This is a genomic window from Cellulomonas sp. (assembly GCF_017744555.1).
Taxonomy (GTDB): Bacteria; Actinomycetota; Actinomycetes; order Actinomycetales; family Cellulomonadaceae; genus Cellulomonas.
This window is the reverse complement of sequence record NZ_JAGIBD010000003.1, coordinates 65,721-81,517: the sequence shown is the minus strand read 5'-3', so window position 1 is coordinate 81,517 and position 15,797 is coordinate 65,721. Positions and strand designations below refer to the sequence as shown.

At 73.6% G+C, this 15,797-nt stretch carries 15 protein-coding genes; 6 read left to right on the top strand and 9 right to left on the bottom strand.

Annotated features, from left to right (window positions below):
* Nucleotides 1-84: 84 nt before the first annotated feature.
* The 9 genes from J7523_RS03895 to J7523_RS03855 all read right to left on the bottom strand — a co-directional run bounded on the left by J7523_RS03895 (nucleotide 85) and on the right by J7523_RS03855 (nucleotide 9,356).
* Nucleotides 85-849 (bottom strand): SDR family NAD(P)-dependent oxidoreductase, encoded by a 765-nt coding sequence (locus J7523_RS03895; RefSeq protein WP_291882520.1) that lies wholly within the window; start codon nucleotides 847-849, stop codon nucleotides 85-87.
* 28 nt (nucleotides 850-877) lie between these two features.
* Nucleotides 878-2,197, bottom strand: a complete 1,320-nt coding sequence (locus J7523_RS03890) for an aspartate aminotransferase family protein (protein ID WP_291882518.1) — start codon at nucleotides 2,195-2,197, stop codon at nucleotides 878-880.
* 70 nt (nucleotides 2,198-2,267) lie between these two features.
* Nucleotides 2,268-3,431, bottom strand: a complete 1,164-nt coding sequence (locus J7523_RS03885; RefSeq protein ID WP_291882515.1) for an ABC transporter substrate-binding protein — start codon at nucleotides 3,429-3,431, stop codon at nucleotides 2,268-2,270.
* A 109-nt stretch (nucleotides 3,432-3,540) separates the two neighbouring features.
* Nucleotides 3,541-4,302 (bottom strand): ABC transporter permease subunit, encoded by a 762-nt coding sequence (locus J7523_RS03880; protein ID WP_291882513.1) that lies wholly within the window; start codon nucleotides 4,300-4,302, stop codon nucleotides 3,541-3,543.
* The gene (locus tag J7523_RS03875; protein WP_291882510.1) at nucleotides 4,299-5,111 is read right to left on the bottom strand and encodes an ABC transporter ATP-binding protein; all 813 of its coding nucleotides are present in this window, start codon (nucleotides 5,109-5,111) and stop codon (nucleotides 4,299-4,301) included. The genes J7523_RS03880 and J7523_RS03875 overlap by 4 nt, the downstream gene beginning before the upstream one ends.
* A complete protein-coding gene (locus J7523_RS03870; protein WP_291882507.1) occupies nucleotides 5,108-5,974 on the bottom strand; it encodes an ABC transporter permease subunit in 867 nt (288 codons plus the stop codon). Before J7523_RS03870 ends, J7523_RS03875 begins: the two co-directional genes overlap by 4 nt.
* The gene (locus tag J7523_RS03865; RefSeq protein WP_291882504.1) at nucleotides 5,971-7,032 is read right to left on the bottom strand and encodes a TIGR03842 family LLM class F420-dependent oxidoreductase; all 1,062 of its coding nucleotides are present in this window, start codon (nucleotides 7,030-7,032) and stop codon (nucleotides 5,971-5,973) included. Before J7523_RS03865 ends, J7523_RS03870 begins: the two co-directional genes overlap by 4 nt.
* Before the next feature lie 28 nt (nucleotides 7,033-7,060).
* Nucleotides 7,061-8,479: a dihydropyrimidinase gene (gene hydA, locus J7523_RS03860; protein WP_291882501.1), complete on the bottom strand. Its 1,419-nt coding sequence runs from the start codon at nucleotides 8,477-8,479 to the stop codon at nucleotides 7,061-7,063.
* A gap of 28 nt (nucleotides 8,480-8,507) precedes the next feature.
* The gene (locus J7523_RS03855) at nucleotides 8,508-9,356 is read right to left on the bottom strand and encodes a nitrilase-related carbon-nitrogen hydrolase (protein WP_291882498.1); all 849 of its coding nucleotides are present in this window, start codon (nucleotides 9,354-9,356) and stop codon (nucleotides 8,508-8,510) included.
* Nucleotides 9,357-9,574: 218 nt separating this feature from the next.
* On the opposite strand from J7523_RS03855, the gene J7523_RS03850 reads away from it, so the two are divergent.
* The 6 genes from J7523_RS03850 to cofD all read left to right on the top strand — a co-directional run bounded on the left by J7523_RS03850 (nucleotide 9,575) and on the right by cofD (nucleotide 15,797).
* Nucleotides 9,575-10,954, top strand: a complete 1,380-nt coding sequence (locus J7523_RS03850; RefSeq protein WP_291882494.1) for an aminotransferase class I/II-fold pyridoxal phosphate-dependent enzyme — start codon at nucleotides 9,575-9,577, stop codon at nucleotides 10,952-10,954.
* 38 nt (nucleotides 10,955-10,992) lie between these two features.
* A complete protein-coding gene (locus tag J7523_RS03845; RefSeq protein ID WP_291882491.1) occupies nucleotides 10,993-11,784 on the top strand; it encodes a PhzF family phenazine biosynthesis protein in 792 nt (263 codons plus the stop codon).
* Between the two features lie 206 nt (nucleotides 11,785-11,990).
* Nucleotides 11,991-12,992 (top strand): putative F420-0 ABC transporter substrate-binding protein, encoded by a 1,002-nt coding sequence (locus tag J7523_RS03840; protein WP_291882488.1) that lies wholly within the window; start codon nucleotides 11,991-11,993, stop codon nucleotides 12,990-12,992.
* 53 nt (nucleotides 12,993-13,045) lie between these two features.
* Complete coding sequence (locus J7523_RS03835) at nucleotides 13,046-14,071, top strand: putative F420-0 ABC transporter permease subunit (protein ID WP_291882640.1); 1,026 nt, start codon at nucleotides 13,046-13,048, stop codon at nucleotides 14,069-14,071.
* Complete coding sequence (locus J7523_RS03830; RefSeq protein WP_291882485.1) at nucleotides 14,062-14,841, top strand: putative F420-0 ABC transporter ATP-binding protein; 780 nt, start codon at nucleotides 14,062-14,064, stop codon at nucleotides 14,839-14,841. The genes J7523_RS03835 and J7523_RS03830 overlap by 10 nt, the downstream gene beginning before the upstream one ends.
* Nucleotides 14,838-15,797, top strand: a complete 960-nt coding sequence (gene cofD / locus J7523_RS03825; protein WP_291882482.1) for a 2-phospho-L-lactate transferase — start codon at nucleotides 14,838-14,840, stop codon at nucleotides 15,795-15,797. The genes J7523_RS03830 and cofD overlap by 4 nt, the downstream gene beginning before the upstream one ends.

The following is a 15,797-nucleotide window of genomic DNA, read 5'->3' as shown; positions in this document are numbered from 1 at the left end:
GGGGCGTGCGGGCGACGCTGAAGGCACACCTTTACCCTACGTAATGATTTCCGCCCGAGCGCGCGGGTGTCCGCGATGCGACCCTCACGCCCCCGCGCGCGCCGTCTTGGTGTTGCTCGCCTGCGCGCGCGGTCGCACCACGAGCGTGTCGACGTTGACGTGCGGCGGCCGGGTCAGGGTCCAGATGATCGCGTCCGCGATGTCGTCCGCGACGAGCGGCTCGTACCCGGCGTACACGGCGGCGGCCCGCTCGGCGTCGCCCCCGAACCGCACGAGCGAGAACTCCTCCGTGGCCACCGCGCCCGGGGCGATCTCGATGACCCGGATCGGCTCGCCGACGATCTCCCAGCGCAGCGTCGTCGCGAGCATCCGCTCGGCATGCTTGACACCCGTGTAGCCGGCGCCGCCCTCGTACGCGCCGTACGCAGCGGTCGACGTGACGACCACCACGTCACCGCCCCCGCCAGAGCGCAGCTGCGGCAGCAGAGCCTGCGTGACGCGCAGCGTGCCGAGCACGTTGAGGTCGTACATGCGGCGCCACTGCTCGACGTCCGTCGCCTCCACCGGCTCGAGACCGAGCGCACCACCGGCGTTGTTCACGAGCGCGTCCAGCCCGCCCGTGTCCTCCACGTGCGACGCGAGCCGTGCGACGTCGGCCTCGACCGTGACGTCGGCGACCACGACGTCGGCGCCGGTCTCCTCGGCGAGCGCGTGCAGCCGGTCCGCCCGGCGGGCGGTCGCGACCACGTCCCACCCGTCGGCGCGCAGACGGCGGACCGTCGCCGCGCCGATGCCGGACGACGCGCCGGTGACGACGGCACGGCGGGGACGGGACTGCTGGGTGCTCATGGGTGCTCCTCGTGGGCGGGGACGTCGGTCAGAGGGTGCGCGCGACGTCGTCGAGCACACTAGCGAGCAGGTCGAGGCCGGCCGCCGCCTCGTCCGCCGTGACGACGCACGGCGGCACCACGTGGACGCGGTTGTCGCTCACGAACGGCAGCAGACCCCGGGCCACGGCACCGGCCTTGACCCGGGCCATCACGTCCGCGCCGACCGGCTCGCGCGTGGTGCGGTCGCGGACGAGCTCGACGGCCCAGAAGACCCCCGACCCGCGGACCTCACCGACCAGGGCGTTCGCCTCCGCGAGCGCGGCGAGCCCCGGCCCGAGCACGTCCCGGCCGATCGACGCCGCGTGGTCGACGATGCCCTCGTCGGCCATCGCGTCCTGCGCGGCGACGATCGACGCCATCGCGAGCGGGTGACCCGAGTACGTCAGGCCGCCGGGGAACACCCGGTCGTCGAAGGTCGACGCGATCGCCCGGCTCACGATGACGCCACCGGCGGGCACGTACCCGGAGTTGACGCCCTTCGCGAACGTCACGAGATCGGGCACCACGTCGAAGGCGTCGAACGCGAACCAGTGGCCGGTGCGCCCGAACCCCGCCATGACCTCGTCGAGCACCAGCACGATCCCGTAGCGGTCGGCGATCTCCCGCACGCCCGCGAGGTACCCCGGCGGCGGCACGAGGACGCCTGCGGTGCCCGGGACGGTCTCCAGCAGGATCGCCGCGACGGACTCGGGCCCCTCGGACACGATCACGCGCTCCAGGTGGTGCAGCGCGCGGGCCGACTCCTCCTGCGGGGTCGTCGCCCAGAACTCCGAGCGGTACAGGTACGGCCCGAAGACGTGCACGTGCCCGCGCGCGAACTCGTTGGGCACCCGGCGCCAGTCGCCCGTCGCCACCACGGCCGCGCCCGTGTTGCCGTGGTACGAGCGGTAGTGCGAGACCACCTTGTCGCGGCCCGTGTGCAGGCGCGCCATCCGGATCGCGTTCTCGTTCGCGTCGGCGCCGCCGTTCGTGAAGAAGACGTGCGAGAAGCTGTCCGGGACGCGCCGCAGGATCCGCTCCGCCGCCTGGCCACGGACGAGGTGCGCGGTCGAGGGTGCGACCGTCGTGAGCGCTGCCGCCTGCTCCTGGATCGCGGCGACGACCCGCGGGTGCTGGTGCCCGATGTTGGTGTTGACGAGCTGGCTGGAGAAGTCGAGGTAGCGCCGGCCCGCGTGGTCCCAGACGTACGACCCCAGGCCCCCCGCCACCACGAACGGGGACAGGTGCGCCTGGGCGGACCAGGAGTGGAACACGTGGGCACGGTCGAGCGCGAGGGCGAGCTCGTCGTCAGGTGCTGTCGCGGTCATGTCGTCTCCTCCGGGGGTCGGGTCGGGGCCTGCAGGCGGGGCGCGGGCTCGGCCGCGCCCCGCCTGGGCGTCACTTGCCGCCCGCCTCCAGCGTCACGTCGAGCGGCGTGTAGTCGCCGCCCCGCACGTCGACGCCCTCGTCCTCCAGCTCGCCCAAGGCCTTCTCGACGTACTCGTTGGTGTACGCGTCGTCGTCGGGCTCGGACGTGATGACGGTCGCGCCCTGGTCGTTCTTCGTGTGCAGCGCGATGTCGACGGTCTGCTTCCACAGCGCCTCGTCCACGGTCCCGATGCCGTCCATCGACGGCCAGATGAGCTTGTTCACCTCGTTGACCTGCCACAGCTGGTGGCTGGCCCCGAGCTGCGAACCGGCGGCGACCACGATGTCCCGGGCCTTCTCCGGGTTGTCCCTGGCGTAGATCCAGCCCTTGAGGCTGGCCTTGAGGAACTTCACGGTCGTGTCCTGGTACTCCGCGTCGTCGGCGAGGCGCTCCGTGTTGGCCCAGACGGCGTCCTGGAGCATCGCCGTCCCCTCGTCGTTCCAGTCGACGACGGAGAAGTCGTCCGGCGTGTACAGCTCGCCCGTCGCGGGGTTCGTCGCCTCGAGGACCTGCGCGTACTCGTTGTAGGTCATGGCCTGGGCGGCGTCGATCTCGCCGGACAGCAGCGCGTTCATGTCGAACTGCTGCTGGACGAGCGTGACGTCGGTCGCCGGGTCGAGGTCCGCCTTCGACATGCCGGCGAACAGCTCGAACTCGTTGCCGAAGCCCCAGTTGCCCACCTTCTTGCCTGCGAGGTCTGCGGCGGAGGAGATGCCCTTGTCCTTGAACGACACCTGGAGCGTCCCCGAGCGCTGGAAGATCTGCGCGACGTCGGTGATGCCGGCACCCTGCTCCCGCGACGCGAGGGCCTTGGGGACCCATGCGATCGCGAAGTCGACCGAGCCGTCGGCCAGGACCGACTGCGGCACGATGTCCACGCCGCCCTCGACGATCTCGACGTCGAGGCCCTCGTCCTCGTAGTAGCCCTGGTCGAGGGCCGCGTAGTAGCCCGCGAACTGCGCCTGCGTGAACCACTGCAGCTGGAGCTTGACCTTCGTGGGCGTGGCGTCGGAGGAACCGGAGGCGGACGGCGCGTCCGCCGCGTCGCCGGAGCCCGCGCAGGCGGAGAGCAGGAGCGCGGTGACGGCGCCGATCGTGGCCGTGCCCCACGCGGAGCGACTGGTGAGTCTCATCGGTGATCCCTTCGTCGAGTGCTGCCGGGCCGTGCAGGTGCGTCCGTCGGGGCGGGACGCGGGTCGGCCGGCCTGGCGCCATCGGCAGGCGGGACGTGCGGGTGGGGGCTCATCCCCCGTGCCGTCGCGTCACGACGCGCTCCAGGGCGAGCGTGACGACGTAGAACGTGAGGCCGAGCAGGATCGCGCCGAGCACGAACGCCCAGGCCCGGGCGTAGGCGCTGTTGGCGGCGGCGGCCGTGATCCGGGAGCCGAGACCGTTCTGCAGGCCGCCGAAGTACTCGGCGACGACGGCCGCGACGACCGCCGTGGCGGACGCGACGCGCAGGCCGCTGAACACGTGCGGCACCGCCCCCGGCACGGTCACCGTGCGCGCCGCCTGCCGGGGGGTCGCCGCGTACGCCCTCAGCAGGTCGCGGTGCACCGGCTGCACCTGCCGCAGGCCGCGCAGCGTCGTGACGAACACCGGTGCGAACACGACGACCGCGACCACGAGCCGACGCGGGGTGTTCGACGTGGTGCCGAACATCGTGTTGAGCGCGGGCGCGAGCGCGACGATCGGCATGACCGAGACCGCGGCGGCGGTCGGCGACAGCAGCAGGTCGACCGACCGGCTGCGGGCCGCCAGGAGCGCGGCGAGGATCGCGGTCACCGAGCCGGCCAGCATGCCCACGAGGGCGTTCGCACCGGTGGCGAGCGTCGCGCTCCACACGAGCGGACGGACCTGACCCAGCTGCTCGGCGATCGCGGTGGGGCTGGGCAGGAGGTACGGCTTGACGTCCGCGGCGACCACGAGCGTCTGCCACAGCGCGAGCCCGACGACGCCGACGAGCGCCGGCGCGAGCCAGCGGCGGGCGAGCGCGGCCGTCATCGGACGTCGACCCCACGCACCGCCGGCGCCGGGGCGCCGTGCAGCACCTCGCGCACCGCCGTGACGGCGGCGAAGAATGCCGCGTCCTCGCGCAGCCCCTCCGTGCGGTCGGCAGCGGCGGCGAGGTCGACGTCCACGATCCCGCTGATCCGTCCCGGCCGGGCGGACATCACCACGACCCGGTCCGAGAGGTACACCGCCTCGGGGATCGAGTGCGTGACGAACAGGACGGCAGCGCCGCTCGACGCGCTGATCCGCAGGAGCTCGGTCTGCAGGTGCTCCCGGGTCATCTCGTCGAGCGCCCCGAACGGCTCGTCCATCAGCAGCAGGCTCGGCTGTTCCGCGAGCGCCCGGGCGATCGCGACCCGCTGCTGCATGCCGCCCGAGAGCTGGTGCGGGAAGGCGTCCGCGAACTCCGCCAGCCCGACGAGCGCGAGCAGCTCGGCCGCACGCATCGCCCGGGCCCTGCGTCCGACGCCGTGCAGCTCGAGCGGGAGCTGGACGTTCGCCGACACCGTCCGCCACGGCAGGAGGCCCGCCTGCTGGAAGGTGATCCCGTAGTCGCCCGCCTCGCGTGCCGCTCGCGGAGGCTTGCCGAACACGACGAGCTCGCCGCTCGTGGGCTCCTCGAGGTCCGCGACGAGACGCAGCAGCGTCGACTTGCCGCATCCCGAGGGCCCGATGAGCGAGACGAACTCCCCCGCGGCGACCGTGAGATGCACGTCCTGCAGGGCCGTGACGGTGCCGCTGCGGGACTCGAAGACCTTGCCGACGCCGCGGGCGTCGACCGCGGTGGCGGGCGTGCTCATGAGACCTCCGTGTGGCGGAACCTGCGCAGGCCGAGCCCGATGAGCCCGACGAGACCGGCGGCGACGAGCCCGAGGAGGGCCGCGGCGGCGATGGCGGCCCACGGCTTGGCCGGGTCGCCGCTCGCGGACTGCGCGTACGAGATGATGAGGCGGCCGATCCCGCCCTTCGTCCCGGTGGACACCTCCGCGACGATGGCGCCGACCACGGCGGTCGCGGCGCCGAGCCGCAGCGCGGGCAGCAGGTGCGGGACGCTCGCGGGGATCCGCAGCCGGACGAGCGTGCGGCCCCACCCGGCGGCCTGCGCCCTGAACAGGTCGACCTGCGCCGCGGCCGGCGACTGCAGCCCTCGCAGCGCCCCGACGGCGACCGGGAAGAACGCCAGGTACGACGCGATGAGCGCGACGGACATCCACTTCTGCCACTCGAGCCCGCCGAGGTGGATCCGGCCGCCCCAGCCGACGACGAGCGGTGCGAGCGCCACGAGCGGCACCGTCTGGCTCAGCACCAGCCACGGCTCGAGCGACTCCTCCGCGACCCGCCACCGCTGCATGAGCACGGCGAGCGCGAACCCCGCGACGACACCCAGGGCCCACCCGACGGCCGCGACGCCCAGCGTGAACCAGCAGGCGTGGAGCATCGACGACAGGACGGACGGCGCACCGGCCGCCGACGTCTCGGGCTGCAGCGTCCGCTGCACCACGTCCCACACGTGCGGCATCGCCACCGCGTCGGTGCGCGGCAAGATGCTGGCGCCGCCCACGTGCACGCCGGCGTCGGGGGCGGCGACCTTGACGACCTCCCACAGCACGGCGGCCAGCAGGACGGCGGCCAGGGCGGCCGCGACGGGGCGCAGCCTGGTCATGCGGGGACCGCGGTCGCTGCGGGCACCGTCGTCGTGGCCACCACCGTCTCGGCCATCGCCGGGATGACGCGCTCGCCGTACAGCCGGAGGGTCTCCTCCTTGTTGTCGTGCTGGAGGTACCCGGCGAACTGCGTCACCCCGAGCTCCTCGAGCGCGCGCAGCTTCTCGACGTGCTCGCGCGGGCTGCCCAGCAGGCAGAACCGCTCGACGATCTCGTCGGGCACGTACTCGGCGTGCGAGTTCCCGGCGCGGCCGTGCTGGTTGTAGTCGTACCCCCGCCGGCCGGCGACGTAGTCGGTGAGTGCCTTCGGCACGGCGGAGTCGGCGCCGTAGCGGGCGACGATGTCGGCGACGTGGTTGCCGACCATGCCGCCGAACCAGCGGCACTGCTCACGCATGTGCGCCCGCGCCGCCGGCGAGTCGCCGTCACCCACGTACATCGGGGCCGCGACGCAGAACTTCACGGCGTCGGGGTCGCGGCCCGCCCGCTCGGCGGCATCCCGGACCACCTTGATCGTCCAGGCCGCGACGTCGGGGTCGGCGAGCTGCAGGATGAAGCCGTCCGCGACCTCGCCGGTCAGCGCGAGCGCCCGCGGGCCGTAGGCGGCGACCCACACCTCCAGGGTCGAACCCCTGCTCCAGGGGAACCGGACCGAGCGCCCGTTGAGGTCGACCGCGCGGTCGTTGGCGAGCTCGCGGATCACGTGCACCGACTCGCGCAGCGTCGCGAGGTCCGACGGTCGCCCGTTGAGGGTGCGGACCGCGGAGTCGCCGCGGCCGATGCCGCAGACGGTCCGGTTCCCGTACATCTCGTTGAGCGTCGCGAAGAGCGAGGCGATGACGGTCCAGTCGCGGGTCGCCGGGTTGGTGACCATGGGGCCGACCACGACCTTGCGGGTCGCCGCGAGGATCGCCGAGTAGATCACGAACGGCTCCTGCCACAGCAGGTGCGAGTCGAACGTCCACACGTGGTCGAAGCCGTGCGTCTCGGCCTGCCGGGCGAGGTCGACGGTGCGGGACGCGGGGGGGTTGGTCTGGAGGACGACTCCGAAGTCCATGCGGGCTCCCAGGGGTGCGGGCGGCGGGTCAGGCGAGGTACTGGCTGAGCCCCCGTTCGAGGTAGCGGCCGTGACCGGGCCGACCGTGGTAGCCGTCGGCGTCGACGAGCACGTCACCGCGGGACATCACGACGTCGACGTGCCCGTCGACCTCGAAGCCCTCCCACGCCGAGTGGTCCATGTTCATGTGGTGCGTCGCGTCCAGGCCGATCGACGTGTGACCGGCCGGGTCGTAGACGACGACGTCCGCGTCGGCACCGGGCGCGATGACCCCCTTGCGGCCGTACAGGCCGAACATCCGCGCCGGGGTCGTCGACGTGAGCTCGACCCACCGTTCCAGCGTGATCTGGCCGGTCACCACGCCCTGGTACATCAGGTCCATGCGGTGCTCCACCGACCCGATCCCGTTCGGGATCGCCCGGAAGTCGCCGATGCCCAGCTCCTTCTGGCCCTTCATGCAGAACGGGCAGTGGTCCGTCGACACCATCTGGATGTCGTTGGTCCGCAGCGCCTGCCACATGTGCCGCTGGTGCCCCTCGGCCCGCGAGCGCAGCGGGGTCGAGCACACCCACTTCGCTCCCTCGAACCCCACGGCGCCGAGCTGCTCCTCCAGGCTCAGGTAGAGGTACTGGGGGCACGTCTCGCCGAACACGTTCTTGCCGTTGTCTCGCGCTGCGGCGAGCTGGGCGACGGCCTGCTTGGCGCTGACGTGCACGACGTACAGCGGCGCACGGGCGACGTCGGCGAGCATGATCGCCCGGTGGGTCGCCTCCTCCTCGAGCTGCCAGGCGCGCGCGACCCCGTGGTAGTAGGGGTCGGTCTTGCCGGCCTCGACGAGCTGCGCCGCGAGCACGTCGATCGCGGGCCCGTTCTCGGCGTGCATCATCGTGAGGAGCCCGAGGTCGGCGGCCTTCTGCATGGCCCGCAAGATCTGCGCGTCGTCGGAGTAGAAGACCCCCGGGTAGGCCATGAACAGCTTGTAGCTGCTCACCCCCTCGCGGACGAGGCCCTCCATGGCCTTGAGCGCGTCGTCGTCGACGCCGCCGATGATCTGGTGGAAGCCGTAGTCGACCGCGCACCGGCCTGCCGCCTTCTCGTGCCAGGCGGCGAGCCCGTCCATGACGCGTTCGCCCGTGCGCTGGACCGCGAAGTCGATGATCGACGTGGTCCCGCCCCACGCCGCTGCGCGGGTGCCGGTCTCGAACGTGTCGGAGGCGCTGGTGCCTCCGAACGGCAGCTCCATGTGGGTGTGCGCGTCGATCCCGCCCGGGATCACGTACTTGCCGGTCGCGTCCACGACCCGGTCGACGTTCGCCGCGAGGTCGAACCCGAGCAGCGTCGAGCCAGGCTGCAGCACGGCGGCGATCGTCTCGCCGTCCACGAGCACGTCGGCCGCGCCGCGGCCGGTGGCGCTGACGACCGTTCCACCGGTGATGAGCGTCTTCATCGTGGCGTCCTTCCGGGGCCTCGCGGGATCAGGGGGCGACGATCGGGCCGTAGGCGTCGGGCCGGCGGTCGCGGAAGAACTGCCAGCGCTCGCGGACCACCCGGACCTGGTCGAGGTCGAGGTCGCGGACGAGGAGCTGGTTCTCGCTCGACGAGCCGATCTCTCCCACGTAGTTCCCGTCGGGTCCGACGGCGTACGAGGAGCCGTAGAACGCCACCGCCTCGTCGCCGTACTCGTTGTCCTCGAGCCCCACGCGGTTGTTCGCGACGACGAAGTAGCCGTTCGCGACGGCGGCGGCGGGCTGCTCGATCTCCCAGAGCTTGTTCGAGATCCCCGGCGCGGTGGCGTTCGGGTTGAAGACGATCTGCGCGCCGTTGAGGGCCAGCACGCGCCACCCCTCGGGGAAGTGCCGGTCGTAGCAGATGTTCAAGCCGATGCGACCGGCGGCGGTCTCGAACACCGGGTACCCGAGGTTGCCGGGCCGGAAGTAGAACTTCTCCCAGAACTTGGGCAGGTGCGGGATGTGGTGCTTGCGGTACTTGCCGAGGTAGGTGCCGTCCGCGTCGATCACCGCGGCCGTGTTGTACAGGACGCCGGGCTGCTCCTCCTCGTACACGGGCAGGACGACCACGATCCCCAGCTCGGCCGCCAGCGCGGCGAACCGCGCCGTGGTCGGACCGGGCACCGACTCGGCGTAGTCGTAGTACGCGGTGTCCTGGGTGATCCCGAAGTACGGGCCGTAGAACAGCTCCTGGAAGCAGATCACCTGCGCACCCTGCGAGGCGGCCTCGCGGGTCCACGCCTCGTGGAGCGCGATCATCGACTCCTTGTCCCCGGTCCACGTGGCCTGGGTGAACGCGACGCGCACGACGCTCATGGGTCCTCCGGTCCTCTCGGTGTCGGCGCGACGCCCCGGGGACCGCTCTCGACGAGCCCCTGGGGGCCGCGTCGCCTGGAATGTGACTGTCGGCGCTGAACATTTCTGCGCCGTTACCTTCCCTTTGCGGATCAGGAACATCGAGGCCGCCTCTGTAAACATCTGGACCGTCGTCCGGAACGAGCCGGACGGACCGGGCGAGCAGGCACGATGGCGGCATGGACCTGGCCGCCCACGTCGAGGAGCGCACGCCGCGTGGCATCGCCGCGACCGTCGCCCGGCTGGTCCGGGCGGGCGAGCTGCGACCGGGCGACCGGCTGCCCACGGTGCGGGACGTCGCCGCGGCCCTCGCGGTCAGCCCGGCCACGGTCAGCGGCGCCTACCAGGCGCTCGCGACCGTCGGGGTCGTCGTCTCGCGCGGCCGCGCCGGCACGTTCGTCCTGCCCCCGGCCGGCGGCTGGCTCCCGCCCCGCTACCGCGACCTGGCCGGTGGTGCACCGGCGACGCGGTGGGACCTCTCCCTCGGCACACCGGACCCCGAGCTGCTGCCTGCGCTCGGCCCCGCGCTGGCCCGCGTCGCCGCGCGCTCCCCGGCTGCCCGCACGGGGACCTACGTGTCCGACCCGTTGGTCCCCGAGCTCGAGGTGCTGCTCCGCGACTCCTGGCCGTTCGCACCCGGGCGCCTCACGGTCGTCGACGGAGCTCTCGACGCGATGAGCCGCGCCCTCGAGCAGGTCGCCGGGTTTGGCGACCGCGTCGCGGTCGAGGATCCCGGCTTCCCTCCGCTGCTCGACCTGCTCGACCACCTGAGCCTCGACCGGCTCCCTGTGCCGGTCGACCGCCACGGCATGGTGCCGGTGGGGCTCGACGCGGCCCTCGCGGCGGGGGCCGACGTGGTCGTGCTGCAGCCCCGGGCCCAGAACCCGACCGGTGCGAGCCTCACCGCCACCCGGGCGCGCGACCTCGCTGCGGTCGTCCGCCGGCACAGCACGCCGCTCGTCGACGGGTCCGGGGCCCGCGTCCGGCCCGCCCGGCGCATCGTCGTGGTGGAGGACGACCACTCCGGCGAGATCGCCTCCACGCGCGACGTCAGCCTGGGCACCTGGCTGCCCGACGCCGTCGTGCACGTCCGCTCGTACTCCAAGTCGCACGGTCCCGACCTGCGCATCGCCGCGGTCGGCGGCCCCGCCGTCGTGCTCGACCCGATGGTCGAACGCCGGATGCTCGGGCCCGGCTGGACGAGCCGCCTGCTCCAGCACACGCTCGTCGACCTGCTCACGGACGCCGAGGCCACCGCGACCGTCGCGCACGCGCGCCGCGTGTACTTCGCCCGGCGCCGCGCGCTGGTCCTCGCGCTCGCCGGGCACGGGGTCGCCATGGAGCCGGGCGACGGCATCAACCTGTGGCTGCCGGTCCACGACGAGCGGACCGCGCTCGTCCGCCTGGCGGCAGCGGGGATCCGGGTCGCTCCGGGAGGTCCGTTCCTCGCCGGTCCCGCCCCCGCGGGCGCGCCCCACCACGTGCGGGTCACGGTCGGCGTCCTCGCCGACGACGTCGAGGGCGTCGCGCGGGCACTCGCGGTCGCCGCGGCACCCTGACCGGCGCAGCGGGCCCCGTCGCGCCTACGGTGGACGCCGTGCGCACTCCCCTGTTCCAGCTCGACGCCTTCACGACGACCCGTTTCGCCGGCAACCCCGCGGCCGTGATGCCGATGGACGCGTTCCCCGCCGACGACGTCATGCGGGCGGTCGCCGCGGAGAACAACCTGTCCGAGACGGCGTTCCTCGTGCCCGACGGCGACGACTACCGCCTGCGGTGGTTCACGCCGACCGTCGAGGTCCCGCTCTGCGGCCACGCGACGCTCGCGAGCGCCGCCGTCGTCATGGAGCGGCTCGAACCGGGACGGCGCAGCGTGGTCTTCCGCACGGCGAGCGGCCCGCTGACCGTGGACCGCACGGACACCGGCTACCGGATGGACCTCCCCGCCCACCGCAGCGACCGGGTCGAGGACCCGGTCGGCTTCGCCGAGGCGCTCGGCGCGGAACCGGTCGAGGTCTGGCAGAACCAGGCCAACCTGCTGGCCGTGCTCGACGACGCCGCGGTCGTCCGGGCCCTGACGCCGGATCAGGGTGCGGTCCGCGCCCTCACGCCCGGCCAGTCGGGGCTCGTCGTCACGGCGCCGGGCGACGCGGGCTACGACTTCGTCAGCCGGTACTTCGCGCCGGCGAAGGGCATCCCCGAGGACCCGGTGACGGGCGGGGCGCACTGCACGCTCACGCCGTACTGGGCGCAGCGGACCGGCCGCTCGACGTTCTCGGCGTACCAGGCGTCGCCGCGCGGCGGCACGCTGACCTGCACGCTCGTCGGCGACCGTGTGCATCTCGACGGCGCCGTCGTGTTCTACCTCGAGGGCCACGCCGAGGTCTGACACGGCTGGTCGGCGGTTCCGATCCGGGCTCGGGCGACCTACGCTGTGCGACGGAACCCGGCTTGACGTGGCCGTGGTCGCACCGCCCTGACGTGGGCGGTCCTCCGGGGTGCGACGTGCACCCGTCCCCGTTCGCGCGCGACGCCGCGCCGTCCCGCCCGCGCGCCCGGTCCGACCGGGCGCCGACGACAACCCGGAGCTCCCGCATGCCCTTCCGCGCCCGTCCCGTCGTGCCGCTCGTGGCCGCCGTCGCCGTCCTGGGTCTCGCCGGCTGCACGTCCGACGAGGCCCCCACGGAGGCCGCCGCGGTCAGCGCACCTCCGTCCGCGACGTTCGCCCCCGTCACGCTCGACAACTGCGGCACGTCGGTGACCGTCGACGCACCGCCCGAGCGGGTCGTCACGATCAAGTCCACGGCCACCGAGATGCTGCTGGCGCTCGGGCTGCAGGACCGGATGGTCGGCACGGCGTTCGCCGACGGCCCCGTGCCTGCCGACTACGCCGACGCCTACGCCGCGGTGCCCGTCGTGTCCGACAAGGTGCCCGGCCAGGAGGCGGTGCTCGCCCTCGGGCCGGACTTCGTCTACGGCGGCTGGGAGTCGAACTTCTCCGCGGACGGCGCAGGCGACCGGGCGACCCTCGCCGAGCGTGGCATCGCGTCGTACGTCTCCCCCGCCGCGTGCAAGGCCAAGGAGTACATGCCCGACCCGCTCACGTTCGACGACGTGTTCGACGAGATCCACGAGGTCGCGTCCATCTTCGGTGTGGTCGACCGCGCCGACACGCTCGTCGCCGAGCAGCGCGACCTGCTCGCGTCCGCGCAGCAGCCCGCCGAGCCGACGACGGCCCTCTGGTACAGCTCGGGCGGCGACCAGCCGTACGTCGGCGCCGGGATCGGCGCACCGCAGATGATCATGGACGCCGCCGGGCTGACCAACGTGTTCGCCGACGTGCACGACACGTGGACGTCGACCGGGTGGGAGCAGGTCGTCGCGGCCGATCCCGACGTCATCGTGCTGGTCGACGCGACGTGGAACACCGCCGACAAGAAGATCGAGATGCTCGAGGCGAACCCGGCGACGTCGCAGCTCACGGCGGTGCGCGAGCACCGGTACCTCACGGTGCCGTTCGCCGCGTCCGAGGCCGGGGTCCGCAACGCGGAGGCCGTGGTGTCGCTCGACGAGCAGCTCGCGGCGCTCGGCGGGTGACGACCTCCCTCCCCGCGACGCGGGGCGCCGCACGGTCCGAGAGCGCGGCACCGGTGCCCCCTGGCCGGCGCGCCCCGCTCGCGGTGATCGTCGTCGTCGGGGCCGCGGTGCTGGTGGCGACCGTGCTGGTCGCGGTGACGATCGGCCCCGCCGACCTCGCCGTCACCGAGGTGGCCCGCAGCATCGCCCACCACCTCGGCCTCGACGTGTCACCCGTGCCCGTGCTGCACGACGCGATCGTCTGGGACCTGCGCCTGCCACGCGTGCTCACCGCGGCCGCCGTCGGCGCGGGCCTCGCGCTCGCCGGGGCGGTCATGCAGTCGCTCACGCGCAACCCGCTCGCCGACCCGTACCTGCTCGGCCTGTCGTCGGGTGCCTCCCTCGGGGCGGTCGCGGTGCTCATCGTCGGCGTGAGCCTGCTGCTGCCCGTCGCGGCGTTCGTGGGGGCGCTCGCGGCCCTGGTCGCGACGCTCGCGCTGGCCCGCACCGGAGGCTCGCTCACACCCGGACGGACGGTGCTCGCGGGACTCGCCGTGTCGCAGCTGTGCGCGGCGGGCACGTCGTTCGTCATCTTCTGGACGGCGACCGGCGACTCCTACCGCGAGATCCTGTCGTGGCTCATGGGCTCGCTCGCCGGTGCGTCCTGGCAGACCGTGGCGATCGCCGGTACGGCGCTGCTCGTCGTCGGCGCCGTGGTGCTCGCGAGCGCGCGGCGGCTCGACGCGTTCACGTTCGGGGACACGGCCGCGGCTGCCCTCGGCGTCGACGTCGACCGGACCCGGTGGGGGCTCATGACGGCGGTCGCGCTGCTCACCGGGGCGCTGGTCGCCGTCAGCGGTGCGATCGGGTTCGTCGGGCTCGTGCTCCCGCACGCCGTCTCGGTGCTCACCGGCCCCGCGCACCGGCGGCTGCTGCCCGTCGCGGCGCTGACCGGCGCGACGTTCCTCGTCTGGGCCGACACGCTCGCACGGACGCTGTTCGACCCCCGCGAGCTGCCCGTCGGGATCATCACCGCGCTCATCGGCGTGCCCGTGTTCGCGGTGCTGCTGCGCCGGGGTCGGGCGGCCGCGTGGAGCTGACCCTGGACCGCGTGGCGACCCGGCTGGGCGGCCGCTGGGTCGTGGACGGGATCGACGCGACCCCGCCCGCCGGGCACCTCACCGGCCTGCTCGGCCCGAACGGTGCGGGCAAGACGACCCTGCTCCGACTCGTCGCCGGGGTGCTCAGCCCCGAGCAGGGAGCCGTGCTCGTCGACGACGGCACCGCCGTGCACGAGCTGCCCCGCCGCGCCCGCGCCCGGCGCATCGCGCTGCTCGAGCAGGAGTCGTCGAGCACCGCCCCGCTCACCGTCCGCGAGGTCGTGGCGCTCGGACGCATCCCGTACCGCACGCTGTGGGGCCGCGACGAGGACGACGGCGCCGTCGACCGCGCCCTGGCGTCCGCGCAGGCGACCGACCTGGCCGACCGCGCCTGGTCGACGCTGTCCGGCGGCGAGCGTCAGCGCGTGCACGTCGCACGCGCGCTCGCGCAGGAGCCCGACCTGCTGCTGCTCGACGAGCCCACGAACCACCTCGACGTGAGCGCCCAGCTGAGCCTGCTCGCGTTCGTCCGCGACCTCGGCACCACCACGGTCGCCGCGCTGCACGACCTCAACCTCGCGGCCGCGTTCTGCGAGCACGTGCTCGTGCTGTCGCACGGGCGGCTCGCCGCGGCCGGCCACCCGCGCGACGTGCTGCGGCCTGCGCTCCTGCGGGAGGTCTACGGGGTCGAGGCCGACGTGCTCGAGCACCCGCGCACGGGTCGTCCCGTGATCGCGTTCCACGAACCCGCGAGAGGCGAGTCCGCATGAAGGTCACGGTCCTGTCCGGAGGCGTCGGCGGCGCCCGGTTCACGCGCGGGCTGCTCGCCCTGCTCGGGCCCTCGGCCGACGTCACCGTCATCGCCAACACCGGCGACGACATGTGGCTGCACGGCGTCCGCGTGTGCCCCGACCTCGACACGCTCATGTACACGCTCGGCGGCGCCGTGCACGAGGACCAGGGCTGGGGCCGGCGCGACGAGTCGCGTCGCGTGTCCGACGACCTCGCCGCCTACGGGCTCGGCTGGGAGTGGTTCACGCTCGGCGACCTCGACCTCGCGACACACCTCGCGCGCACCGAGCTGCTGCGGTCCGGCCTGCCTTTGTCGCAGGTCACGGCGCGGTTGTGCGCACGGTGGGCGCCCGGGGTGAGGCTGCTGCCGATGTCGGACCAGGAGGTCGAGACGCACGTGCGCCTCGCCGACGGGAGCCTGATCCACTTCGAGGAGTGGTGGGTCCGGCACCGGGCCGCGCTGCCCGCTGCCGGGTTCGAGCAGGTCGGACTGGCGTCCGCGACGGCCGGTCCAGGTGTCGTCGAGGCGCTGCGCGACGCCGACGTGGTGCTGCTGCCGCCGTCCAACCCCGTCGTCTCGGTGGGCACGATCCTCGCGGTCCCCGGCATCCGGGACGCCCTGGTGTCGACGTCCGCACCCGTGGTCGGCGTCAGCCCCGTGGTCGGCGGGGCGCCGGTGCGCGGCATGGCCGACGCGTGCCTGACCGCGATCGGGGTCGCCACCGACGCCGCCGCCGTCGCCCGGCACTACGGCCGTCGTGCCGACGGCGGGGTGCTCGACGCGTGGCTCGTCGACGACGCGGACGCCGCTGCCGCCGAGGCCTTGGCGGTCGAGGGCTGGACCGTGCGCGCCGCGCCGACGCTCATGACGGACGTCCCGGCCACCGCCGCCATCGCCGCAGCGGCGCTCGCGCTCGTCGACCGGCTCCCCTGA